The organism is Streptomyces sp. NBC_00443 (assembly GCF_036014175.1).
Lineage (GTDB): Bacteria > Actinomycetota > Actinomycetes > Streptomycetales > Streptomycetaceae > Streptomyces.
Map to the genome: position 1 here is coordinate 7,221,822 of NZ_CP107917.1, position 24,222 is coordinate 7,246,043.

At 69.7% G+C, this 24,222-nt stretch carries 18 protein-coding genes and 2 pseudogenes; 8 read left to right on the forward strand and 12 right to left on the reverse strand.

Going from position 1 to position 24,222, the window contains the following annotated elements; translation table 11 throughout:
• Nucleotides 1–47 precede the first annotated feature (47 nt).
• The 5 genes from OHO27_RS32850 to OHO27_RS32870 all read left to right on the forward strand — a co-directional run bounded on the left by OHO27_RS32850 (nucleotide 48) and on the right by OHO27_RS32870 (nucleotide 6,012).
• A complete protein-coding gene (locus OHO27_RS32850) occupies nucleotides 48–1,121 on the forward strand; it encodes a pectate lyase family protein (RefSeq protein ID WP_443059641.1) in 1,074 nt (357 codons plus the stop codon).
• Between the two features lie 70 nt (nucleotides 1,122–1,191).
• A complete protein-coding gene (locus OHO27_RS32855) occupies nucleotides 1,192–2,541 on the forward strand; it encodes an ABC transporter substrate-binding protein (RefSeq protein ID WP_328428585.1) in 1,350 nt (449 codons plus the stop codon).
• Nucleotides 2,542–2,647: 106 nt separating this feature from the next.
• Nucleotides 2,648–3,451, forward strand: a complete 804-nt coding sequence (locus OHO27_RS32860) for a rhamnogalacturonan acetylesterase (protein ID WP_328428586.1) — start codon at nucleotides 2,648–2,650, stop codon at nucleotides 3,449–3,451.
• A gap of 29 nt (nucleotides 3,452–3,480) precedes the next feature.
• Nucleotides 3,481–4,794 carry a pectate lyase family protein gene (locus OHO27_RS32865; RefSeq protein WP_328428587.1) on the forward strand — a complete coding sequence of 438 codons (1,314 nt, stop codon included), beginning with the start codon at nucleotides 3,481–3,483 and terminating at the stop codon, nucleotides 4,792–4,794.
• Between the two features lie 81 nt (nucleotides 4,795–4,875).
• Nucleotides 4,876–6,012, forward strand: a complete 1,137-nt coding sequence (locus OHO27_RS32870; protein ID WP_328428588.1) for a pectinesterase family protein — start codon at nucleotides 4,876–4,878, stop codon at nucleotides 6,010–6,012.
• Nucleotides 6,013–6,081: 69 nt separating this feature from the next.
• Here OHO27_RS32870 and OHO27_RS32875 read toward each other — a convergent pair whose 3' ends face one another.
• The 4 genes and pseudogenes from OHO27_RS32875 to OHO27_RS32890 form a co-directional block, all read right to left on the reverse strand.
• The gene (locus OHO27_RS32875) at nucleotides 6,082–8,349 is read right to left on the reverse strand and encodes an ABC transporter permease (protein WP_328428589.1); all 2,268 of its coding nucleotides are present in this window, start codon (nucleotides 8,347–8,349) and stop codon (nucleotides 6,082–6,084) included.
• Complete coding sequence (locus OHO27_RS32880; protein ID WP_328428590.1) at nucleotides 8,346–8,966, reverse strand: ABC transporter ATP-binding protein; 621 nt, start codon at nucleotides 8,964–8,966, stop codon at nucleotides 8,346–8,348. The genes OHO27_RS32875 and OHO27_RS32880 overlap by 4 nt, the downstream gene beginning before the upstream one ends.
• 167 nt (nucleotides 8,967–9,133) lie before the next feature.
• A complete protein-coding gene (locus OHO27_RS32885; protein WP_328428591.1) occupies nucleotides 9,134–9,586 on the reverse strand; it encodes a hypothetical protein in 453 nt (150 codons plus the stop codon).
• A 210-nt stretch (nucleotides 9,587–9,796) separates the two neighbouring features.
• Nucleotides 9,797–12,012: pseudogene (locus OHO27_RS32890) on the reverse strand (family 43 glycosylhydrolase).
• A 246-nt stretch (nucleotides 12,013–12,258) separates the two neighbouring features.
• Between OHO27_RS32890 and OHO27_RS32895 the strand changes: the two are divergent.
• The gene (locus OHO27_RS32895; protein WP_328428592.1) at nucleotides 12,259–13,413 is read left to right on the forward strand and encodes a right-handed parallel beta-helix repeat-containing protein; all 1,155 of its coding nucleotides are present in this window, start codon (nucleotides 12,259–12,261) and stop codon (nucleotides 13,411–13,413) included.
• Nucleotides 13,414–13,592: 179 nt separating this feature from the next.
• Here the strand turns inward: OHO27_RS32895 and OHO27_RS32900 are convergent, their stop codons facing one another.
• Together OHO27_RS32900 and OHO27_RS32905 are read right to left on the reverse strand one after the other, a co-directional pair.
• Entirely contained in the window at nucleotides 13,593–14,459 is an 867-nt protein-coding gene (locus OHO27_RS32900) for a hypothetical protein (protein ID WP_328428593.1), read from the reverse strand.
• On the reverse strand, nucleotides 14,456–15,025 hold the full coding sequence (locus OHO27_RS32905) for a SigE family RNA polymerase sigma factor (RefSeq protein ID WP_328428594.1): 570 nt from the start codon (nucleotides 15,023–15,025) through the stop codon (nucleotides 14,456–14,458). Before OHO27_RS32905 ends, OHO27_RS32900 begins: the two co-directional genes overlap by 4 nt.
• 258 nt (nucleotides 15,026–15,283) lie before the next feature.
• On the opposite strand from OHO27_RS32905, the gene OHO27_RS32910 reads away from it, so the two are divergent.
• Nucleotides 15,284–16,735 carry an NCS2 family permease gene (locus OHO27_RS32910; RefSeq protein ID WP_328428595.1) on the forward strand — a complete coding sequence of 484 codons (1,452 nt, stop codon included), beginning with the start codon at nucleotides 15,284–15,286 and terminating at the stop codon, nucleotides 16,733–16,735.
• 4 nt (nucleotides 16,736–16,739) lie between these two features.
• Here OHO27_RS32910 and OHO27_RS32915 read toward each other — a convergent pair whose 3' ends face one another.
• The 6 genes and pseudogenes from OHO27_RS32915 to OHO27_RS32940 form a co-directional block, all read right to left on the reverse strand.
• Nucleotides 16,740–18,185 carry a peptidoglycan D,D-transpeptidase FtsI family protein gene (locus OHO27_RS32915; protein ID WP_328428596.1) on the reverse strand — a complete coding sequence of 482 codons (1,446 nt, stop codon included), beginning with the start codon at nucleotides 18,183–18,185 and terminating at the stop codon, nucleotides 16,740–16,742.
• Between the two features lie 55 nt (nucleotides 18,186–18,240).
• Nucleotides 18,241–18,903 carry a response regulator transcription factor gene (locus tag OHO27_RS32920; protein WP_328428597.1) on the reverse strand — a complete coding sequence of 221 codons (663 nt, stop codon included), beginning with the start codon at nucleotides 18,901–18,903 and terminating at the stop codon, nucleotides 18,241–18,243.
• Nucleotides 18,900–20,188, reverse strand: a pseudogene (locus tag OHO27_RS32925) (sensor histidine kinase). The gene OHO27_RS32920 and the pseudogene OHO27_RS32925 overlap by 4 nt, the downstream one beginning before the upstream one ends.
• A complete protein-coding gene (locus OHO27_RS32930; RefSeq protein ID WP_328428598.1) occupies nucleotides 20,185–21,183 on the reverse strand; it encodes a hypothetical protein in 999 nt (332 codons plus the stop codon). The pseudogene OHO27_RS32925 and the gene OHO27_RS32930 overlap by 4 nt, the downstream one beginning before the upstream one ends.
• Nucleotides 21,184–21,263: 80 nt before the next feature.
• Nucleotides 21,264–21,734, reverse strand: a complete 471-nt coding sequence (locus tag OHO27_RS32935) for a GNAT family N-acetyltransferase (RefSeq protein WP_328428599.1) — start codon at nucleotides 21,732–21,734, stop codon at nucleotides 21,264–21,266.
• Nucleotides 21,735–21,737: 3 nt separating this feature from the next.
• Complete coding sequence (locus OHO27_RS32940; RefSeq protein WP_328428600.1) at nucleotides 21,738–22,511, reverse strand: IclR family transcriptional regulator; 774 nt, start codon at nucleotides 22,509–22,511, stop codon at nucleotides 21,738–21,740.
• Between the two features lie 130 nt (nucleotides 22,512–22,641).
• Between OHO27_RS32940 and OHO27_RS32945 the strand changes: the two genes are divergently transcribed.
• Nucleotides 22,642–24,171, forward strand: coding sequence for an aldehyde dehydrogenase (NADP(+)) (locus OHO27_RS32945; protein WP_443059642.1), 1,530 nt, complete (start codon nucleotides 22,642–22,644; stop codon nucleotides 24,169–24,171).
• Nucleotides 24,172–24,222 lie beyond the last annotated feature (51 nt).

Sequence of the window (24,222 nt, forward strand, 5' to 3'; positions counted from 1 at the left end):
TGAGCCTGTTGGGAGCCGCAATGACGCAGCACCTTGATAGCAAGCGCTTGCACAGACCGGGGTACGGCACGGTCCTGGCCGCCGTCATGGGCCTTGTCGCCGCGCTGAGCCTCGGGGCGATCGGAGAGGCGGACGCCGCGAGTCCGACGACGGCTTCGTCTTCCGCCGATCGCCGGACCGACCGACCCCACGGCTTCGCCTCCCTCGCCGGGGGCACCACCGGTGGGGCGGGCGGCGAGGTCGTCACCGTCACCGACCAGGCCTCCCTGGCCAAGTACGCGGCGGCAAAGGAGCCGTACGTCATCCGGGTGCGGGGCGCCATCACCGCGCAGCCCTTCGGCGCGAGCATCACCGTCGCCTCCGACAAGACCATCGTCGGCGTCGGCACGAGCGGCGAACTGGTGCAGGGCGAGTTCCACCTCGAACCCGGCACGCACAACGTGATCATCCGCAACCTGACGATCCGTGACTCGGCGATCGAGGGCAACTGGGACTGCAAGGACACCGACTTCGACGGCATCCAGATGGACACCGTCCACCACGTGTGGGTCGACCACAACCGCTTCTCGAACATCTGCGACGGCCAGCTGGACGTCCGCAAGGACAGCGAGTACGTGACCGTCTCCTACAACCGGTTCGAGAACAACAACAAGACCTTCGGGCTCGGCTGGACGACCAACGTCAGGACGCAGATCACGATCGACCACAACTGGTTCGCCGGCACCAAGCAGCGCAACCCGTCCGTCGACAACGCCGCCTACGCGCATCTGTACAACAACTACCTGACGGCACAGGCCGATCCGGGCGACCCGGTGTGGACGTACGGCAACTGGTCGCGGGGCCGGACCAAGATGGTCATCGAGAACAGCTACTACCGCGACGTCCAGCACCCCTACCAGGCCGACGCCACCGCGGAGCTGGTGCAACGCGGGTCGATCCTCAGGAACACGACCGGCCGGCACGACGAGTGGGGTGCCGCCTTCGATCCGCGGGACTTCTACGACTACCGGCTGGACCCCGCGGCCGCCGTGCCGACGCTGGTGACGCGCTTCTCCGGGCCGCAGCAGTGGATCGGCCACCTCAAGGGTGCCGACGGTTGGGCGCCGTATGCCCGTCGCTGAGTTCCGCTCGCGCCTCGAAGACCCCCACAACTTCATGTCTCCGTCTGATCCAGAAGAAGAGAGCCGACCAATGAAGACCAGCATTCGCAGAAGCAGGCGCGCGGCCGTGGCCGTCGCTCTGGGCTCCGTCCTCGCCCTGACCGCCACCGCCTGCGGTGACGACGGGAGCAGCGCGGGCGGTGACAAGGGTGCCGAGGGCAGCGGCACCGGAAAGATCGTCTTCTGGGACAACAACGGCGGTGTCCGCACCGACAGCTGGAAGGAGATCATCGCCGAGTTCGAGAAGGCCAACCCGGACATCAAGGTCGAGTACGTCGGGATCCCGTCCACCGACTACCAGTCCAAGGTGGACACCGCCATCCAGGGCGGCGGCCTGCCGGACGTCGGCGGCGTCGGCGCGGCGATGCTCGCCGGGTTCGCCGCGCAGAACGCGCTGGAGCCACTGGACGACCGGCTCGACAAGTCCTCCCTGAACGGCAAACTCAACGAGGACATGGTCGCCTCGCTGAAGGCCGCGGGGGGTGGTGACGGCAAGCTGTACTCGGTGCCGACCTCCGCCAACAACGGTGTGCTGTACTACCGCACCGACCTGTTCAAGAAGGCCGGGCTGGACGAGCCGGCGACCTGGGACAAGTTCTACGAGGCCGCCGAGAAGCTGACCGACGCCGGGAAGAACGAGTTCGGGTACACCATCCGTGGCGGGTCCGGCTCCATCGCGCAGGCGCTGGACGCCATGTACGGGCAGTCCGGGATCACGTCCTTCTGGGACACGAGCGGTGAGAAGACGACCGTCAACGACCCCAAGAACGTGGCCGCGTTGGAGAAGTACGCCGCGCTCTACAAGAAGGTCACTCCCGCAGCCGACCTCAACAACGACTTCACCAAGATGGTCGCCCAGTGGGATTCCGGCACGATCGGAATGCTCAACCACAACCTCGGGTCGTACCAGGACCATGTGAAGGCGCTGGGGACCGAAAAGTTCCGGGGTATTCCGCAGCCGGTCGGCTCGGGCGGTAAGCGGGTGCAGGTGTCCAACCCCGTTGACGGGATGGGGCTGTTCAAGAGCTCCAAGAACAAGGATGCCGCCTGGAAGTTCATCGAGTTCGCCACGTCGCGTGAGGAGAACTCGAAGTTCAACAAGGCGGCTGGGCAGGTGCCGTCGAACAATGACGCGGCGAAGGACGCGTGGATTTCTGAGGCCGAGCCTACGAAGTTGGCTGCCGCCGCGCTGACCGACGGGTCCACGACGATTGTGCAGTTGCCGTACTACCTGCCCGACTGGAACACCATCTCCAAGGCCGACAACGAGCCGAACCTTCAGAAGGTGCTGAACGGGGACATGAGCGCCAAGGAGTTCCTGGACACGGTGGCGGGTCAGCTGAACGAGGCTCAGGCCGAGTGGAAGTCGCGTAACGGCTGAGAGCTCGGTCGGTTCTGTGCGCGGCCGGCTGCGGGTCTTGTCGTGGCTGGTCGCGCAGTTCCCCGCGCCCCTAGGGGTACACCTCCCCGCGCTGAAAGGCACCCGCGTGTCTCTTACCCGTAGACAGGTCAGTTCGGCGGCCGTCGCAGCCGTTCCGCTCGCCCTCTCTGGCATCGGTACCGCCCAGGCAAGTCAGCGCCATCGCACCCACACCCTCTACATCGCCGGTGATTCCACCGCCGCCCAGAAATACGCCGACGCCGCCCCCGAGACCGGGTGGGGCATGGCGCTCCCCTTCTTCCTGCGCAAGAACCTGCTCGTCTCCAACCACGCGGTGAACGGGCGCAGTTCCAAGAGCTTTGTCGACGAAGGGCGCCTCGATGTCGTCCTCGCCGCCATCCGGCCCGGGGACTTCCTGCTCATCCAGTTCGCGCACAACGACGAGAAGGCCACCGACCCCACCCGGTACACCGAGCCCTGGACCACCTACCAGGACTACCTGCGCCTCCACATCGAAGGCGCCCGTTCCCGTGGTGCCCGACCCGTTCTCGGCACCGCCGTCGAGCGCCGCAGGTTCGACGGTGACGGCAACGCTCTGCCGACCCACGGCGACTATCCGGCGGCGATGCGTGCGCTCGCCCGGGAGGAGCGCGTCGCGCTGCTCGACACTCAGGCGCTGTCGCTCGCGTTGTGGCAGCGGATCGGGGTCGAGGAGACGAAGACGTACTTCAACTGGACCGCCACCGAGCAGGACAACACGCACTTCAACCCGCCGGGCGCGATCGCTGTGGCGCGTCTCGTGGTGCGGGAGCTGCTGCGTACGCGGGTGCTCGGCCCGCAGGACGTGCGCCGTCTCGGCGAGGAGATCCCGGAGTCCTGGATCACCTGGCCGGAAGCCTCCGCCGCGTAACCACCCCGACTGCAGAAGAGAGCCGCACAATGAACGCACAGATATGGCATGGGCATGCCACAAAGAGAGCTGCCGTTCTGATCGGCTGCACGGCCCTCGTCCTCGGTCTCACCGGTACCGGGGCGCAAGCAGGGCCCCGTGACCTCGGCCGTCAGGTTCTTGCTCCGGGTGACGGCTGGGGCTCTGCGGGGGCGGGGACGACCGGCGGGTCGGCCGCCGACTCCGAGCACGTGTACACCGTCACCACCTGGGCCGAGTTCAAGGCCGCACTGAAGGCCGGGGGCAGTGCTCCCAAGATCATCAAGGTCAAGGGCATGATCGACGCCGTCTCCGCTGGCTGCGACGCCTTCGCCGCCGACGGGTACGACTTCCAGCAGTACCTGAAGGACTACGACCCGGCCGTCTGGGGCAACGACAAGCCCGCCAGCGGCCCCCAGGAGGACCTGCGGGTCGCGTCCGCCGCCGCCCAGGACTCGGCGATCAAGGCCGCCGTCCCCAGCAACACCACCATCGTCGGCGTCGGCAGGAACTCCGGCATCCTCGGCGGCAGCCTCCAGATCAAGGCCGTCTCGAACGTCATCCTGCGCAACCTCACCATCGAGGCCCCGCTCGACTGCTTCCCCAAGTGGGACCCGACCGACGACAACAAGACCGGCAACTGGAACTCCGAGTACGACGCCGTGGTCGTCCACGGCACCGACCAGGTGTGGATCGACCACAACACGTTCACCGACGGGCGCTACCCCGACAGCACCCGGCCGGCCTACTTCGGCAAGGTCTTCCAGCAGCACGACGGGCTGACGGACATCGTGCGCGGCGCCAACCACGTGACCGTGTCCTGGAACTCCTTCGAGAACCACGACAAGAACATGCTGATCGGCAACAGCGACAGCACCGCCGCCGAGGACGCCGGCAAGCTCAAGGTCACCCTGCACCACAACCGCTTCGACGGGATCCTCCAGCGCTCCCCGCGCGTGCGGTTCGGACAGGTCGACGCCTACAACAACCACTACGTGGTGACCGAGGAGCAGAAGTCCGACTACTACATCTTCGGCATCGGCATCTCCTCGCAACTGCACGCCTCCCACAACGCCATCTCGCTGCCGGCCGGCGCCAGTGCCGGCAAGGCGCTGAAGAAGTGGAACGAGGCGCCGCTGACCGCCGAGAACAACTACGTCAACGGGAAGCGGACGGACCTCATCGCCGTCCACAACGCCGAGATCCCTCAGGAGACCCTCCAGTCCGGGGCCGGGTGGACACCGACTCTGCGGACGAAGGTCGACCACCCCAAGTCCGTCCCGGGAATCGTCGCCCACGGGGCGGGCGCCGGACGCCTGCGCTGACCTCAGCGAACGGGGGAGGGGCGCACGGTCGCCCCTCCCCGACAACCCTCAGTCCGAGCCGCACCGCGAAGGAGCACCCGCATGCCCTCGCCCCACCTTCAACCTCCCCTTTCCAGAAGGGGATTCCTGCTGGCCGGTGCCGGGGCCGCGCTCGGCCTGGCATCGGCCCCCGCCCGGGCTGCCGGACCGTGCCCCTTCGGCCGCTACGGCTCCCCGGCCGACCGCCTGACCGACCGGACCCTGTACGTCGACCTCGCCGGGCACGGCGACTTCACCTCCGTCCAGGCCGCCGTGACCGCCGCGAGCGGAAGCGGCTGGACGCTGGTCATCGCGCCGGGGACGTACCGGGAGACGGTCGCCGTCGACGTGACCCGCACGGAGATGACGTGGCTCGGGGCCGGCGACGACCCGCGTGACGTCGTCATCGTGTACGACAACGCCGCCGGCACCCCCAAGCCCGGCGGCGGCACCTACGGCACCACCGGCTCCGCCACCACCCTCGTCCAGGCCGACGGCTTCACCGCCCGCGACCTCACCTTCGCCAACGACTGGCTGCGCGCCGACCACCCCGACGTCGGCGGCACCCAGGCCGTCGCCATCAAGGTGCAGGGCGACAGGTCCGCCTTCCACCACTGCCGGTTCCTCGGCCACCAGGACACGCTGTACGCCGACTCCATGGCCCTCGGCGTCTTCGCCCGCCAGTACTTCGCGCACTGCTACGTCGAGGGTGACGTCGACTTCGTCTTCGGTCGGGCCACCGCCGTCTACGAGCACTGCCACTTCCGGACCCTGAACCGGACCGACCTGGCGTCGGCCCCGTACGGCTTCGTCTTCGCGCCTTCGACGGCAGGCGCCAATCCGCGCGGCTACCTGGTGACCCGGAGCCGTATCACCAGTGAGGCCCCGGACGCCTACTACAAGCTGGCCCGCCCCTGGGTGCCCAGCTCCGACCCGACCGCCCACCCGTCGCTCACCGTCCGCGACACCCACCTCGGCCCCGGCATCGACGAGGTCGCGCCCTACACCAACATGTCGGAGTCCTTCCCCTGGCAGGAGCAGCGGTTCGCCGAGTACCGCAACACCGGGCCGGGAGCGAAGATCACCGTCCCGGAAAACCGGCCCCAACTCACCGCCGGACAGGCCGAGTCAGCGACTCGGCAGGTGTACCTCGGGGATTGGGCACCCTGGGTGGCCGCAGGGTGCTGCACGAGGTGGTGAAAGTATCGGGAAGCGGGCCGGAGGATCGCGTCCTCCGGCCCGCTTCAAGGGGTAGTCGCGTACGTCCCGTCAGTCCCGGCGAATCAGCTCCGGGTCGATTCGGCGGCCGACCAGAGGGAGGGTGCCGATGATCGCCATGGCGAGGACGCCGAGGGTGGAGACCAGCAGTACCGGCACGCCCGCGCCGTCCCAGAAGATCTCGCCGCCGCCCGTGACCAGATAGGCGGTCTCGGCCAGCTTGCCCGCGACCAGGGCCAGCAGCAGGCCGATCGCGAGAGGCAGGACGACCTGCAGGCACTGCACCGTGCGCAGGGTGCCGGCCCTGGCTCCGATGAGGGCGAGGGCGGTGACCTGGGACCGGCGTTCCACGGCCCGGTCGGTGACCGACACGAGGAACGCGGCGACGCCGATGACCAGACCCATCACCATGCCCAGCACGAGGAGCGTCTTGATCACCGTGAGCTGCTGCAGGGCCTCGATGTTGATGCCCGTCGGATCCACGTCGGCCGTCGGTGCGATCGCGCCGATCCCGTCCAGGACCGAGCGCACCGTCGACGGGTCCGAGGTGGAGGCGAGGAGCAGCGTGGCGGACGCCGGGACGGCGCCGGGCGGCAGCTTGCCGGGCGGGACGAGGATGTAGACGCTGGACAGGTTCGTCACGCCCTGACCCGCGTACAGCACGGTGTCCTTCGGAACCGGGACGCGCAGGGTCGTGCGCTTGCCGTCCTTCTCCAGCGTGTAGGTGGAGGTCTTGAAGGGCTCGTCCCCGGTGTTCGGATCCGACATGCGCATCACCTTGCCGTCGACACAGCCCTCGACCCGTCGGGTCAGCGCGGCGAGCTGGTCGCAGGTGGCGATCAGGGCGGTTGCCTGGTTGTCGTCGGTGTCGCTCTGCAGGTCGTTGTCGAAGTCCATGACGACGGCGGACACATCCACGCCGGGAATCTCGCGCAGCCGTTGCTGCTGGTCCCGGCTCAGCTGGGACATCCGCAGACCGTACTCCTGGGTCGGCGAGGTGTTGCGCGAGACCTGGCTCAGCTCGACCAGGACGCCCTGGGCGAGGGACGCCGAGAACAGCAGCAGGACCAGGCCGGTGACCACGCGCATCGCGCTGCCCGGTTCGACCTCGTTGCGGCGCATGGCCAGGTTGAGCGCGAGGTTGCCCGAACGGGCGAGCCGCTTGGCCAGCAGGTACGACAGCAACGGCAGCGTCAGGACCAGCCCGAGGCCGGTCAGCAGCACACCGCCCGGCACCAGGAGGGCGTTGATGCCGTCGCTGCGCGCGGGGTGGTCGGTCAGGCCGGTGGCACTGAAGCCGATGACGATCCCCAGGCCGGTGACGAACAGCAGCCCACCCCAGACACGGGGCGTCCTGGGGGCCGCCGTACGGCGGGTCGCGAGCGGGTTCCGGGCCGCCGCGCGGGCGCTCGCCCGGCCGACGAACCAGGCCAGCGCCGGACAACCGAGCAGACAGATGGCCATGGTCTGCCCCGACACGGCGCCGTCAGCGGCGTACCACTTCAGGCCGGGCAGGCCCGTCCGGGCGACGATCTGGTTGAGCAGCCAGAACTCCGCGAGGCCGAGGGCCGCACCGAGCAGGGCCGCCCCGACGGTCTCGGCGGCGTTGACCCGCTGAGTGCCCTTCGCACTGAGGCCGAGCAGGCGCAGGGCCGCGAGCCGGCGGTTGCGGCTGGCGGCGGACAGCTTGGCGCACACCGACAGGAAGACGGCGAGGGGCAGCAGGACCAGGGTGGCCAGAGTGAAGCGGAGGATCTCCAGCGTGGAAGGGTCGACGGCCCAGGTGGGCGGGTACGGGCTGCCGAAGCTCTTCAACGCCCGTGCGTCGCCACCCAGTTGGGTACGGGTCGTGCCGATGTAGGCGTACAGCTCGTTCGGATCGGTCAGACCGGCCGCGCCGATCAGGCCCTTCTCGGTGCCGGGCAGCAGGCCCTTGAGCGCGGGCTCGCGCTGGAGTTGGTCGCGCAGGGCAGGGGAGACGTACACCTCGCCCGGGCCGGGCAGCCTGCTCAGGCCGGGCGGCGGCGCGGGCGTGTCCTGTGTGCCCGGGGCGATGAAGACGCGGCCGAACGGCCGGGAGCCGTGCGGGTCGCGGAACTCCTGCACCAGGGTCCGCTGACCGGTCGGCTCACCGGCGTAGACCCGGGGATACCGGGCGGCGGCCCGCCCGTCGTGGGCATCGAGGATCGCCGGGATCGTGAGGACGAGGGCGAGACAGCACACGCCGAGCGACCCGCCCAGGGTCATCAGCACAAACCGGGCGCGGTTGCCCCGACCGGACCCGAACAGCAATCGTAGACCGAGCAGGAACTCCCTCATCCCGCCGCTCCCATGAGGGCGAGCACTCCGTCGGCCATGGTGTAGCGGCTGTCGGCCCGGGCGGCCACCGCCGAATCGTGGGTCACCAGCAGCACGGCGGTGCCCTGTGAGCGCGCCAGGTCCAGGAACTCCTTCAGAACGGCACCGGCGTTGGCACTGTCGAGGGCGCCGGTCGGCTCGTCCGCGAACACGACAGCAGGCTTGTGCACCAGGGCCCGGGCGACGGCTACGCGCTGGTTCTGCCCGCCGGACACCTGGGAAGGCCGCCGCTCACGCAGATCGGCGATCCCCAGCCGGTCGAGTACCTCGGCGGCGGCCTTGAGCGCGGGCCGCTTGCGCTGACCGGCGAGCCGCAGCGGCAGGGCAGTGTTCTCCTCGATGGTCAGCTCGGGCAGCAACTCGCCGTACTGGAAGACGAATCCGAACCGCTCCCGGCGCAGGGCGCTGATCTCCTCATCGTCCAGGTCGGCGTAGGTCTGCCCCTCGAAACTGATCCGGCCCCGGGACGGAGGCAGCACCCCCGCCAGGCAGTAGAGCAGCGACGACTTCCCGGAACCGCTCGCCCCGGTGATCGCCGCGACCTCGCCCCGCGCGAGCGCGAGATGGGCGTCGCGCACGGCGAGGGTGGAGCCGTAGGAGAACTCGACACCGCTCGCGGAAAGGATGTGTGACGTGTCTGACGTACTGGTACTGATCGTGTCCCCCGGAGGCCGGAGGGCCCCGGCTGGTCAGACCGGGGCCCAATGGTTTTGCTGTGACTGACGGTGTCACCCGTCAGTCTCTCCTAGCGGTGGTATGCCTTCGTCACCGAGCAGTTGTCCGGGCGGAGCGAACCCCGGTCGCGGCAGGCCCGTATCCACGCGTCATCAGTGTGCAGCGCGGCACCGTCGTAACTGAGCTTGTCCAGCCAGACGGTCTTCTTCTGCTTGCCGTTGAACCGGCCCCAGCCGTATCCCTCGACGCGGACCTGCATGTAGACGTTGTGTCCGTCGCCGTGGTCGGCGTCCCGGAGGTTGCCCTTCCAGTGGAAGGCGCCCTTGTTGGTGTGCGGAGGCTCGAACTTGTACTTGCCGTCCTTGAACTGGACACCGCCGCTGTTCAGCGTGGGGATGCCCTTCCACGCGGCACGAGCCTCGGCCGCACCGGTCGTTCCCTCGCTTGCTGTGGCGAACGCTGTCCCCATGCCCGTCAGAAAGAGCCCGGTCGCGAGCACTCCGACAGCCAGCTTTCGATTCACTTGTTTTCCTCCCGTTTTCCCGACGACAACCTTGATCATCGGGTGCGGGGAACATTAACACGCCACGGCTAGATGGCAATTGGGTATCTGATCAAGCTGACGTGCTCGGGGGCGATGCTTTGCGGGTGCCATGCACATCATTCACAGACGCCCCCGAACGGAATGGAACCCGAACCCCGAATTCGCCATCCGCCTCGCGCGCCCGGAGGCTCACCCACGCGCAGGCCTGATCCCCTCCAGCGTCGGCACCACCGCCTCGATCGTCCCGTCGTCCGCGAAGGTCATACGGTCGATGGTCGTCTCCCGGTGCATGCCGTCACCGCCCGGCCGTCCGGGGCCGTTCAGGGCGAACCGGTGGTAGACGGCGTACCAGTCGTCGGTGCCGGGGGCGTTGACGACGGAGTGGTGACCCGTGCCGAGAATTCCGTACTCGGGGCGCTTCTGCAGGATCGTGCCCCGCTTGGTCCACGGGCCGAGCGGGGACGGTCCCGTCGCATAGGCGACGTGGTAGTTCTCGCTGCGGGTGTCGTCCTGCGACCACATGAAGTAGTACGTGCCCTTCCGCCTGATCACGAAGGAGCCCTCGCGGAAGTTGTCCGGCGTGATGTCCCGTACCTTCGAGGCGTCGTACGACACCATGTCCTCGTTCAGCGGGACCACGTACCCACGCCCGTTGCCCCAGTAGAGATACGACGTGCCGTCGTCGTCCGTGAAGACGGCCGGGTCGATCATCTGGCCCTGCAGTGCACCGCCCTTGGCGACCAGCGGTTTGCCCAGCGCGTCCTTGAACGGGCCGGCGGGCGAGTCGGCCACCGCCACGCCTATCTGCTGCTCGGCGCAGAAGTAGAAGTAGTACCTGCCGTCGCGCTCGGCGATCGCCGGCGCCCAGGCGTACTTGTCGGCCCAGCTCACGTCCGGACCCAGGTCCAGGATGACGCCGTGGTCCTTCCAGTGGACCAGGTCCTTCGACGAGTAGGCCTTGAACCGCGTCCCGCTCCAGCCCTGGAAGCCGTCCGTCGTCGGGTAGATCCAGTACTCGCCGTTCAGGTAGTGCACATCGGGGTCGGCGTTGAGGCCGGGCAGGATCGGACTGCGGGTGCGCACCGCCTCCACCGTCCAGGTGCGGCGCGTGCCGCCCGCGGCCGTCACCGTGTACTTCTGCGGCTTGCGGAAGTCGCGCCGGGTGCCGGAGCGCGGGCTGACCGTCGCGCCCTCACCCGCCCACAGCCGCGGGGCCAGGCGCGAGAGGTCGGCGTCCGGCCGCATCGGCAGTACGACCTTGGACGCGCTCTCGGTGACGATCGCGTACCCTTCTGGTCCCGCGCCGTCGCGTCCACGACCGAGGCGGGGCTCGCGGGATACGCGCCCAGCAGCCGGTCGTACTCCGTCTGCGTCACCGGAATCACCGTGCCGTGCCGGGGACTTGCCGGCAGCTGGTAGTTCTGCGACGGGGTCCACTTTCCCGAGTCGAGGTCGGTGGTCTCGAAGGGGACATAGCCGCGGCCGCCGTACTCGTCGACGAACAGATACCACTTGTCCTCGGTGTTCGACTTGAACACCGTCGGACCCTCGCCCCGTTCCATCGCGCCGCTGCCGATGCAGTCGGCGACGAAGTCGTACGACGTGTCGGTCAGGCTCGTCGACTTCTCCGCGGTGATGAACTTCGAGCAGGGACTGGAGGAGCCGGGGTCCCGCTCGTCCTTGGTGTAGCGGTAGTAGGTGTCCTCGTGCTGCACCACGGTCGAGTCGATGACCGAGTAGCCGGGGTCGTCCCAGACCTTCGGTTCGCTGAAGGTGCGGAAGTCCTTCGTCGTCGCGTACAGCATCTTGTTGTACGTCGATCCGGTGTGGTCGGGATCGTCCTCGGCGTACAGCTTCGACGCCCAGAAGACGACGAACTCGCCGAGGCTGTCGTCCCAGTAGGCCTCCGGCGCCCAGGTGTTGCCCGCGTTGTCGGGGGAGACCTTCACCAGGCGCTGGTCGGTCCAGTGGATGAGGTCGGTGGACTCCCAGACCATGACGGACTTGCTGCCGTGCCGCTGGACCTGGTCCCAACTGCCGCTGCTGTTCCGGTACATCCGCAGGTCGGTGGCGATCATGTAGAACCGGTCGCCCTCGGGGGAGCGGATCACGAACGGGTCGCGCAGGCCCTTCTCGCCGATCGTGGACGTGAGGACCGGCTTCCCGGCGTTCAGCTCCCGCCAGTGCAGCGGGTCGTTGCCCCGGCTGAGGGCGTACCGGATCTGCTCACCGTCGGCGGTGCCCTCGCCGGTGAAGTAGGCGAAGAGATAGCCGGCGTACTTGTCGTTCGTCACGGGCTTCACGGGTGGTGCTCCTGAGTCGGCCGTGCCGGGCGGGGCGTAGATCAGCGTGAGAAGCAGAGCCAGCAGGGGGAGCAGGAGGGTGCGGGCGGTGCGGGGGCGCATGGCACATCCTGTGGGAGTGTGGGGATTCGGGTGGGGGATTGTGTTCGCTCCAGCTGCCTCGGAGTGTCATCGGCGGGGAACAGCACGTCAATCGGTGTGCGAGAGCCGTACGGGAGCGAAACTTTCGCTCGCTTTCGCGGGGGCGCGGCAACCATCCCGGCCACGGCGGCGACCGGATGCCAGAAGCGGGCCGGGGCGGCCCCTCCGGCCCGCTTCGTCGCCGTTGGCCCAGGAAAGGAACCACCCGTGCGCCCGAGCACCGGCCGTCACCGCAGGACCCGTACCCTCTCCGTCGCCGCGGCGGTCGCCCTCGCCTCCGGAGCGGGCGGGGTCCACCTCGGCCTCTCCGGCGGTGGCGCCGAGGCCGCCTCGACGACGGTCACCGTGTCCACCACCGCCCAGCTGGAGTCGGCCGTCAAGAGCGCCGTCGCCGGTACGACGATCCTGGTCCGCGGCGGCACGTACACCCCGTCGGCGACCCTCAAGTCCACCGCGAGCGGCACCGGTTCGGCGAGGATCACGCTGCAGGCCCACGGCAGCGAGAAGGTGCGGATCGACGGGTCCGAGCTGCCCGACGGCTCCTGGCTGGCCGGCATCCACGGCGACTACTGGACCGTCCAGAACCTGACCTTCCAGAACTCCCCGGCCCAGGGCTTCGTCGCCACGTCTTCGGCGGGCGGCGTCTTCAGGAACCTCGTCACCGCGAACAACGGCGACTCCGGCTTCACCCTGCGCGGCGACGGCACCACGAACAACCTCGTGCAGAACCTCGACAGTTACGGCAACTACGACCCGGCTGGGCACGGCCAGAACGCGGACGGGATCGCGGTGAAGTTCGGCTCCGGGACGGGCAACGTCGTCGACGCCGCGCGCCTGTACGACAACTCGGACGACGGGGTCGACCTGTGGCAGTTCTCCTCGCCGGTCACCGTCAAGAACTCCTGGGCGTTCGGCAACGGCAGGAACCGCTGGGGCGACACGGCCTTCGAGGGCAACGGGAACGGCTTCAAGCTGGGTGGCGGGGGAGCCTCGGTGTCGCACCAGGTGCGCGCCAACGCCGCCTGGGACAACACCCTGCACGGCTTCACGGAGAACTCCAGCACCGGTGCGATGGTGCTCCACCGCAACACCGCCTACACCAACGCCGAGTCCGGCTTCTACTTCGCCACCGGCAAGGCGCGGCTGGCCCGCAATCTCGCGGTGAGCAACAAGGGCGGACCGTCCGAGCTGGGGTCGTCGGCCGTCTCCGCCGCGAACAACTGGGACAGCGGGGTCGCGACCCCCGCCTTCCGGTCCACGGACGCCGCCACGGCGTACGGGGCTCGCAAGGCAGATGGTTCGCTGCCCGCCACGACCTTCCTCACGACGGGCTCCACGACGATCGGCTCGCCCATGAACTAGCGCCCGGCGTACGCGCGAACGCCCCGCTGGTCGTCACCGGCGGGGCGTTCCGCTCTGCCGGCCGAGGGGGGCTCATGCCGGCAGGTCCAGGGGGCTTTCGCTCACGCGTAGGCGATGTCGGATCGCGTACGTGATGTCAGATGCCGAGAAACTGCGGGAGGTTGCTTCCGGATCGTGCCCTACGAATCCCCGTCGGCCGCCGAGCCGTTGTCGTCCTTCGCCGCGAAGCCACCCGTCACGGACAACTGCTCTCCGTCCGCCGTGGCCGTCATCGCATAGCTGTCGTCCCGCGCGTCCCGGCCGCCGTGGTCATGGTCGTACTGCCCCGCGAACACCCACTCGCCCTCACGGACCGTACGCCCGCCCTTGAGTGCCCAGGTGTAGACGAGGAAGCCGTCCTTCTCCTCGACGGTCAGCGTGAAGTCCTCCTCCGGCAGCGAGCGCCAGGCGCCTGTCGTGGTGACCCCGCCGGTCTGCCTGACCTTCAACCGGACGGTGAGCGCGGTGAGTTGCCTGCTCGTCTTCAGGGTCAGGTTGCTCTGCGCCCAGAAGTCGTTGCTGTGCGGGTCCACCGAGCCGTCCGACCACAGGGGGCCGTCCTGCTCGCCCTCGGCGGTGGGGGGCTCGGTCGTGGCGGTCGGCTGCCGGGCCGGTGCCGTGGTCGTCTCGCGGGACTCCGGCGTCCGCTCCGCCGTCGGGTCCGCCGACGGGGCGGGCGGCACCGGGGCGCCGCTCGTCGCGTCCGGGGACGGGGCGGGCGTCGGCGAAGTGGCCACCGACTGCTGCGGGGTGTCCTCCTTCACGGCGGAGGCCACCGCGTACCCGCCGACCGCGAGCACTCCGGCGACCGCGGCCGTCGCGCTCACGACCCTGAACCAGCCGTACACCGGCGGGCGGGTCGCCCGGTGGCCGGCGCGGGTCTGCCCGGAGGGGTCCGCCATGCCGCGCTCGACCCGGACCAGGATCCGCTCGCGGTCGGGCTCGTGCGCCTCGGCCGCATCGTGCAGCCGGGCGCGCAGTTCGTCGTGCACGTCCCGCCGCATCATCGGTTCCCTCCTCCGGCGCCCTCGGTGCGCACCATCGCCGCCGCGTGCACCTTGAGGGGAGCACCCCGCGTCCCCAGCAGTCGTTGCAGCTCGGCCATCCCCTTCGAGGTCTGGCTCTTCACCGTACCGACCGAGATCCCGAGGGCGAGCGCGGTGTCCTTCTCGGAGAGGTCGAAAGCGTGCCGCAGCACCACACAGGCGCGTTTGCGGAACGGGAGTCTACGCAACGCCTCCTGGACGTCGACGACGCCCGCGACGTCCGGGTTCTCCGTCTTCTCCTCGCGCTGCGACCAGAACAGGGCGACCCGCCGCCGCTCCCGGACCGCGCTGCGGATTCTGGTGCGGGCCAGATTCGCCACGACGCCACGTGCGTACGCCACCGGATGGTCGGCCGCGCGGACCCGGTCCCAGCGGTGCCAGAGCGCCAGCAGCGCGTCGGCGGCCAGGTCGTCGGCCGCGTCCGCATCGCCCGTCAGCAGGTGGGCCAGGCGGGCGAGTTCGGCATAGTGGCGTTCGAAGAAGGCATGGAACTCCACGGAGGCGGCGTCGTCGACGACCGTGCCCACGGGCTGCCCTCCTTGCCTATGAGTGGCATGTGTATGACATGTGATCGTCCGGCGATCTTTCCGCGATCATGCTGCGAGGTCCGGAAGCGTAGCAGTGATCGAATGCCCTGTTCGTACGAGGTCTCGAACAACGTGTGGTACGTCGCACGTGAACAGGCCTGATTCCGTAACACGGAGAAAACCTGAAGCGCGTTCAACGCGGGAACAATCCAGCCAGCATCCGCACACCGATCAGCCAGGCAGCAAGGAGCAACCGCCATGTCCGATTCCCAGAAGGTGGCCGACCGGTCAACTGCCCCGCCGCCAGGCGTGAACAGCGTCGACCGGTTCTTCAAGATCTCCGAACGGGGCTCCACCTTCGCCCGTGAGATACGCGGCGGCTTCGCCACGTTCTTCACGATGGCCTACATCCTTGTCCTGAATCCCATCATCCTGGGCAGCGCGAAGGACAAGTTCGGCCACCAGTTGGATGCGGTTCAACTCACCACCGCCACCGCCCTGGTGGCCGCGGTCATGACGATCATCATGGGCGTCGGCGGCAACCTCCCGCTCGCCCTGGCCGCCGGCCTGGGCCTGAACGCCGTCGTCGCCTTCCAGATCGCCCCGCTGATGTCCTGGGACGACGCGATGGGCCTGGTCGTCCTCGAAGGCCTGCTGATCTGCGTGCTGGTGGTCACCGGGCTGCGCGAGGCCGTCATGCACGCCATCCCGCAGCCGCTCAAGCAGGCGATCAGCGTCGGCATCGGCCTGTTCATCGCGTTCATCGGCTTCGTCGACGCCGGGTTCGTCAGCCGTGTCCCGGACCTCGCGAACACCACCGTGCCGGTTCAGCTGGGCGGCACCGGAACCCTCACCGGGTGGCCGATCCTCGTGTTCTGCCTCGGAGTTCTGCTGACGATCGCCCTGCTCGCCCGGAAGGTGAAGGGCGCCATCCTGATCAGCATCGTGACCATGACGGTCCTCGCGATGATCATCAACTCGGTCGCCGACATCAAGGCCTGGGGCCTGACCACGCCGGCGTGGCCCGACAAGGTGGTCGACACCCCCGACTTCGGACTCCTCGGCGACTTCAGCCTGTTCGGCGCGTTCGGCGAGACCACCGCCATCACCGTCGTGCTGCTGATCTTCACGCTGGTCCTGTCCGACTTCTTCGACACCATGGGCACGGTCGTCGGCATCAGCGCCGAAGCCGGACTCCTCGACGAGCAGGGCAAGGTGCCGAACCTCGGCCGGGTGTTGCTGATCGACGGTGCCGCCGCGGCGGCGGGCGGTGCGGCCTCCTCGTCCTCGGCGACCTCCTACATCGAGTCGGCAGCAGGCGTCGGCGAAGGCGCGCGCACCGGCTTCTCCAACCTCATCACCGGCGGCCTGTTCGCCCTGGCGCTCTTCCTGGCCCCGCTGCTCACCATCGTCCCGCTCCAGGCGGCGGCCCCCGCGCTCGTCGCCGTCGGCTTCCTGATGATGACCCAGGTCAAGCACATCGACTGGGACAAGTACGAGATCGCCATCCCGGCGTTCCTGACCATCGCCGTCATGCCCTTCACCTACTCGATAACGAACGGCATCGGGGCGGGCTTCCTCGCCTATGTCGTGATCAAGACGGTGCTGGGCAAGGCGAAGGACATCCACTGGCTGCTGTGGGGGACGTCGGCGCTGTTCCTCGTGTACTTCGCCATCAACCCGATCGAGCAGCTCCTGGGCGTCAAGTGACCTGCTAGTTCTTGAGCGCCGCCTCCATCACCTTCTTGGCCACGGGGGCGGCCAGCCCGTTGCCGCTGACCTCGGACCTGGCCGCGTTCGACTGCTCGATGATCACCGCCACGGCGACCTCCTTGCCGTCGGCCTTCCCGTACGACGTGAACCAGGCGTACGGCGTCTTGCTGTTCTTCTCGCCGTGCTGGGCCGTGCCCGTCTTGCCGCCCACCGTCGCGCCCGGGATCTGCGCGTTCGTGCCCGTGCCCTCCTCGACGACCGTCTGCATCGCCGACTGGAGCTGCTCGGCGGTGTCCGAGCTGACGATCTCCTCGGTCTCGGCGCCGTCGTCGTAGTTCTCCAGGACGTCGCCGCCGCCATCGGTGATCTGCGACACCATGTGCGGCGAGACCAACTTGCCGCCGTTGGCAATGGCGGCCGACACCATGGCGATCTGCATCGGGGTCGCGGTGACGTCGAACTGGCCGATGCCCGAGAGCGCGGTCTGCGGCTTGTCCATGTCGGAGGGGTACACGCTGGGGTACGCCCGCACCGGGACGTCCTGCTCCTCGTCGTTGAAGCCGAACTTCTCGGCCATCGCCCTGACCTTGTCCTGGCCGAGGTCGACGGCCATCTTGCCGAAGACGTTGTTGCAGGAGTACTGGAGGGCGACCCTGATCGAGGCGTTCTCACAGGGTGCGTTGGGGTTCTCGTTGCCCAGGTCGCTGCTCGAGTCCGGCAGGTCGTACGGGTCCGGGCTGTCCGTCTTCTTGTCCACCGACGAGTACAGGCCGTCCTCCAGCGCGGCGGCCGCCACGACCAGCTTGAACGTCGAACCCGGCGGCAGCGGTTGCCGCAGCGCGCGGTTCGTCATCGGCTTCTCGGCGTCCTTGGTCAGCTGCGTCCAGGCCTTCGAGTCGCCGGTGGTGATCCGCGACGGGTCGTACGACGGAGTGGACACGACCGCGAGGATCTTCCCCGTCCTGGGGTCGATCGCGACCGCGGCGCCCTTGTTGTCGCCGAGCGCTTCGTAGGCCGCCTTCTGGACATCCGGGTCGATCGTCGTGACCACGTTGCCCGGGGCGGCCCGCTTGTCGGTGATCGTGTCCATCACGCTCTTCACGCGGGTGTCGCTCCCGTCGAGCAGGTCCTGATAGATGCCCTCCAGCTGGGTGGCTCCGAACGCCTGCGAGCTGTAGCCGGTCACGGCCGAGTACAGCGAGCCGTCCGTGTAGGTCCGCTTGTACGCGAGGTCGCCGCTCGTCGTCGGCGACGAGCCGGTGACCGCCTCGCCGCCCACGATGATGTTGCCGAGCGGCTGGCTGTACAGCGCGATCGCGTTCCGCCGGTTGTCCTTGTCGTCCGCGAGAGCCTGGCCTTCGTAGAACTGCACCCAGGTCGCCCTGACCAGCAGAGCGAACACCAGGAGCAGCGTGAAGACGGACGCCCGCCTGATCGTCTTGTTCATCCCACCCGAGAGGACGATCAGGAAGGGGGCAATCGTTCCCTTGCGCCCCCATTTCTCATCGAGCGTTCATGAAGCCCGCCTCGTACGCGGCGATCACGGCCTGCGTGCGGTCCCGGGTGCCGGTCTTCGCCAGCACCGCCGCCACATGCGACTTCACGGTGGCCGGGCCGACCTCCATCCGCCGCGCGATCTCCGCGTTGGTCAGGCCCTGCGCCATCAGCCGCAGCACCTCGCTCTCGCGGCCTGTGAGCCTGGCCACCCAGGGCGGCGGCGCCGGGTACGCGCGCGCGTGCTCGGCCGCGAGGGTGCGTACGGCCGACGGGAACAGCAGGGTGTCGGTGTGCGAGACCAGCCGTACGGCCTGCACGAGCGCCTCGGCGTCCGCCCGCTTCAGCAGGAACCCGGCCGCTCCGGCGCGCAGGGCGTCGTACACGTAGGAGTCGTTCTCGAAGGTGGTCACGACGACGATACGGGGCGGTTCGTCGAGGGTGGCGAGGATCTGTTCGGTGGCCCGGATGCCGTCGATCTCGGGCATCCGGACGTCCATGAGGACCACGTCGGGCCGCCGCTCCCGCACGACGGACACCGCCTCGGCGCCGGTCGCGGCCTCGCCGACCACCTCCAGGTCCGGTTCGGCGGAGAGGATGGCGCGCAGGGCGCTGCGGACCATGCGCTCGTCGTCGGCGAGGACGACACGGATGGTGGGGCGGGACGTCATGGGCGTTCCCTCGGGGTCGGCGGGCAGGTCATCGGCAGCCGGACGCGCAGTCTCCAGATGCCCTCCGCCGCCACCGCTTCCGTCGGCCCCGCCTCCATCGTCCCGCCCAGCAGCCGGGCGCGGTCGGCGACGCCGCGCAGGCCGTGGCCGCCGCCGGGGCGGCAGGTGGGGGCGTGGGTCAGCGGGTTCTCCACGGTGATCTCCAGGTGCCCTTCGGCGATCACGATCCGCAGGGTCACGCTCACCCGCTCCCCGGCGTGCTTCAGGGCGTTGCTCAACCCCTCCTGCACGATGCGGAAGGCCTCGCGGGACAGCACGGGCGGCAGGGCGTCGGGGTCGGCGCCGACCGTGGCGGTCACCCGGAGCCCGCCCGCGCGGGTGCGGTGCAGCAGGCCGGCGAGGTCGGCGGCGAGGGTGGGCGCAGGGGCCGTACCGGGGGCGTCTCCGTCTCTCAACACACCGAGCACGGCGTCGAGTTCGCCGACCGTGCGCCGGGTCGTGTCCTCGATCGCGGCGAGGGCCTCGCGGACGAACCCCGGGTCGGTGTCGAGGACCCGGCGGGCCGCGCTCGCCTGCAGGGTGACGGCGCTCAGGGCGTGGCCGACGGAGTCGTGCAGTTCGCGCGCTAGCCGGTTGCGCACGGCGAGGTCGGCGGCGCGCGCCTCGGCCACCGCGAGGCGGTCCTCGGGCGTGGGGCCGAGCAACGCGGGCGCCCAGCGGGCGAGAAGCGAGCCGCAGACGGCCGCGCAGCCGGCCAGCGCGACGAGCGTCGCCACCCCGGCGACCGGCGCGAGCGCCAGCACCCAGGTCTGGTCGAGCGCCTCGGGCAGGTCGACGAGCCGAGCCCCGCCCAGCCACACCAGCAGCGGCAGCGAGGTCAGGAACCCGGCGAACGGCGGCACCGCCAGCGACATCCCCGAGATGATCCCGCCGAACCCGAGATGCAGCGTGAACCAGGCCGCCGCCCGCCCTTCGCCGCCCGCGTACGGGCGGGCCCGTGGGCGAGCAGCCAGGCGTCGACACCGCACAGCGACCGCACCGCGCCGGCCTCCATGGGCCGGGTCAGCGGGAACAGGGCTGCGGTGAGGGCGGCGAGGGGCAACCCGACGGCGAAGGAGAGCAGTTGGAGAGGGAGGTCGTTGAAGACGTACCGCGAGTTCGTGGCGGGACCGACGACGAGCTGGCCGACGAAGACGTACGGCATGGCGAGCGCGCCGCCGAGGATCAGATGGATCCACCGCCGGCGCGCCCGCCTGCCGAACAACAGGCCGATGAACTGGCTCACGCCGTACGACGATTCCGGCTCGCGGAGCGCTCCGCGAGGAAGTGAACCCCGAGGCAGGCGACGAGGATGCCGACGATCATCTGGCCAGCGTAGGCGAGGTTCATCAGCGGTGTCGGGGCGTCGGCGACGTCGGTGAGCGGGGCCAGCGACAGCCAGCCCGCCCAGCAGACCGCGGCCGCCGAGCCGACCCAGGCGAGGGCGAGAGGCAGCCCGACGGGCAGGGCCGGGCCGCGCCGGAAGGCGAGGAGGAGTCCGCCGGTGGCGGCCATGGCGAGGAACACGGCGGACAGGGCAGCCATGACGTAGAAGCCACTGGTCCGGTCTGCCAGGTGGGTCTCGTCGAGCCCGGCGGTGCCGCCGCACGCCCACAGCAGATGGGCGATCAGTGGCGGCAGCGCGCACAGGGCCGCCGCGACGGCGAGGGCACGCTGGGCCGCCCCGATGAGGCCGGCCGGAAGCTCCCAGACCCGCCCCTCCCACAGCCGGCCCCAGCGGTCGCGGGCGTAGAGCACGAGCAGGGCGCCGAGGGTGAGTCCCTGCACGATGAACCCGGTGTAGACGACGCCGAAGACCCAGGCGTCGAGGAACGGTTCACCATCGGCGGTGGTGTTCGTGGACCCGCCGAGCGCGTCGACGACGAGCTGGACCGGGAACCCGGCCATGATCGGCGCGAGCAGCCCGGTGGCCACCCAGGCGGGGAGGGCGAGCAGCCACGCGGGCACCCGCAGCCCCCACGGCCTGGTCAGCAGCAGCGCGAGCACGATGACGGCCGCGTCCATGAGCACGGTGACGCTGTTGGCGACGGCCATGCTCGCCCGGTGCTCCAGCAGCGAGCTGCCGTCCGGGATGCCGATCCGACTCCCCGCGATCCAGGCGGCCTTGAGCGAGAGATAGGGCACGCAGGAGACGATGGCGACGGCCCGCAGGGCGCGACGGGACCTGCCGGGACCGACGGCGTGGCCGGTCTCCGGGGTGGGAGCGAGTGTCTGCGTCATACGGCCACGCTCCCGCGCGAGAGCCGGTCGGCGCCTCCTGCACGGCGATGATCCGTCTCCGCCTGACGGGGGAGGGGACCTCACCCCTCCAGGTGCAGCACGACCTCGTCGATCTCCTCGCCCCGTGCGTTCGCGAAGCCCCGCGCGTGCGCGCTCACCCGGAACCCGCACTTGTACAGCACCCGCAGCGAGCCCTCGTTGTCCGCCGCCGCCCGCGCGTACAGCGGGCGTTCGGGGACCTCGGTGAGCAGCCCCCGCAGGGCGGCCGTGGCGACACCCCGGCCCCAGTACGCGCGGTCGACCCAGTAGGTGACCTCCCGCTCGCCCGGCTCCCCGTACACGGCCGCGCTGCCCACCACGTCACCGTCGGCCAGGATCGTGCGCAGCACGTCGTCCGATGACCGGATCCGGCTCCAGCGGGCGTCGAAGGCGTCCCGGTCGTCCGGGTCCTTGGGGGTGAAGGCCGCCATCCGCAGGGCCTCCGGGTCGTTCAACTGCCTGTAGAAGACCGGCAGATCGCTGTCGTGTACCTCGCGGAGTTCCACATCCATGGATCAGAGCCTACGAGTGGCCAGTGTCAGCCTGTCGCGCGCATCGAACAGCGCGTCCTTCACCATCTGCTCGTGCGCGGGCGTCAGCCGTGCCACCGGCACCGAGCAGCTGATCGCGTCGCGGGCCGGCGTGCGGTACGGGATCGCCACGCCGAAGCAGCGCAGACCGAGGGTGTTCTCCTCGCGGTCGACGGCGAAGCCCTGCTCGCGGACCTGGTGCAGCTCCTCGATGAGCTTCTCGCGGTCGGTGATCGTGTTCTCGGTCAGCGCGGGGAGCGTCTCCGGGAGCATCTTGCGGACCTGTTCGTCCGTGCAGGTGCTCAGCAGCGCCTTGCCGAGGGAGGTCGAGTGGGCCGGGAGCCGGCGGCCGACCCGGGTGAAGGGGCGCAGGTAGTGCTGGGACTGGCGGGTGGCCAGGTAGACGACGTTCGTGCCGTCCAGACGGGCCAGGTGGATCGTCTCGGTCGTGTCGTCCGAGAGGCGGTCCAGCGTCGGTCGCGCCGCCGCGACCACCTCGTCGCCGTCGATGTACGAGGTGCCGACCAGCAGCGCCCGTACGCCGATGCCGTATCGCGTGCCCGTCGCGTCCGTCTCCACCCAGCCGAGCTCCACGAGCGTGCGCAGCAGCATGTACAGACTCGACTTGGGGTAGCCGACGGCCTCCTGGACCGCCGCGAGGGAGTGCATACCGGGGCGTCCGGCGAAGTATTCGAGCAGTTCAACCGTCCGTACCGCGGACTTGACCTGCGCTCCGCCCCCCGTCTCGACAGCCGACATCGCCCTTGACCCCTTCGTTCGACGGGAAATAGTCTCCGAAGCATATTCATCATCAGAGACAACGTTCAGTATATCGAACGACCCTGGTGGATGACCCAGTACTGCGGCATTACATGTGGAGGGACCCGCGGTGGCAGCAGCACCAGTCTGGAGTGTCGACCCCCGAACCGGGAAGCAGCGTGAACAGGTTGCGGTGGAGGCCACAGCCCAGGAGGTGGACGCCGCCGTCCGCGCCGCGCACGCGGTGCGTGGTGCGCTCGCCGACCGCACGGTCCGCGCGGCCTTCCTGCGCGGCGCCGCCGACCGGCTCCAGGCCGCCAAGGACCACCTCGTCGAGGCCGCCGACGCCGAGACCGCGCTCGGCCCGGTCCGCCTCACCGGCGAACTCGCCCGCACCTGCTACCAGCTGAGGGCCTTCGCGGACATCGTCGACGAGGGCGCCTTCCTCGACGTCGTCATCAACCACCCCGACGACACCGCGACCCCGCCGATCCCGGACCTGCGCCGCTACAAGGTGTCCCTCGGCGTCGTCGCCGTCTACTCGGCCTCCAACTTCCCCTTCGCCTTCTCCGTCGCCGGCGGCGACACCGCCAGCGCGCTGGCCGCGGGCTGCCCGGTCGTCGTCAAGGCCCACCCCGACCACCCGGCGCTGTCCGAGCTGGTCGCCAAGGTGCTGCGTACGGCTGCCGCCGAGCACGGCATCCCGGCGGGCGTGGTGGGCCTGGTGCACGGCTTCGAGGCCGGCATCGAGCTGATCAGGCACCCGCTGGTCACCGCGGCCGGCTTCACCGGTTCGGTACGGGGCGGGCGTGCCCTCTTCGACGCCGCCGCGGGCCGTCCGGTCCCGATCCCCTTCCACGGCGAGCTGGGCTCCCTGAACCCCGTCGTGATCACCGAGGCCGCCGCCGCCGAGCGGGCCGAGGCCATCGGCACGGGGCTGGCCGGCTCGATGACGCTGGGCGTCGGCCAGTTCTGTGTGAAGCCCGGGCTCGTGCTCGCGCCGAGCGGTGCGGCGGGTGACCGTCTGCTGAAGACGCTCACGGACGCCGTCAGCGACACCGAGGCGGGTGTCCTGCTGGACCACCGCATGCGGGACAACTTCATCGCCGGGGTGGCCGAGCGCACCGGACTGCCGGACGTGGAGTCGCCGGTGACTCCGGGGGCGGGCGGGGAGCACACGGTCAGCGCCGGGTTCCTGACCGTCGCGGCCGAGAAGCTGACCGCCGAGAGCGCGCACGACCTGCTCCTGGAGGAGTGCTTCGGGCCGGTGACGGTCATCGTCCGCTACGACGACGACGCCCAGGCCCAGGCCGTGCTGTCCCGGCTGCCCGGCAACCTCACGGCGACGGTTCACCTGTCGGCCGAGGAGACGGCGGGCGAGGGGCGCGGCGCGGAGATCCTCGCGGAGCTGACGCCGCTGGCCGGTCGCGTGCTGGTGAACGGGTGGCCGACGGGTGTCGCCGTGGCGCCGGCCCAGCATCACGGCGGTCCGTACCCGGCGACGACCTCGACGTCGACGTCGGTGGGCGGCACGGCGATCGAGCGGTGGCTGCGGCCGGTCGCCTATCAGGGGGCGCCCGAGGCGCTGCTTCCCGCGGAGCTGCGGGACGACAATCCGCTGGGGCTGCCCCGGCGGTTCAACGGCACGCTGGAGCGCTGAGCGCTTCGCTGGGAGTGCGGGGGATTCGGCCGTCGTCAGTCTGCGGCGCCG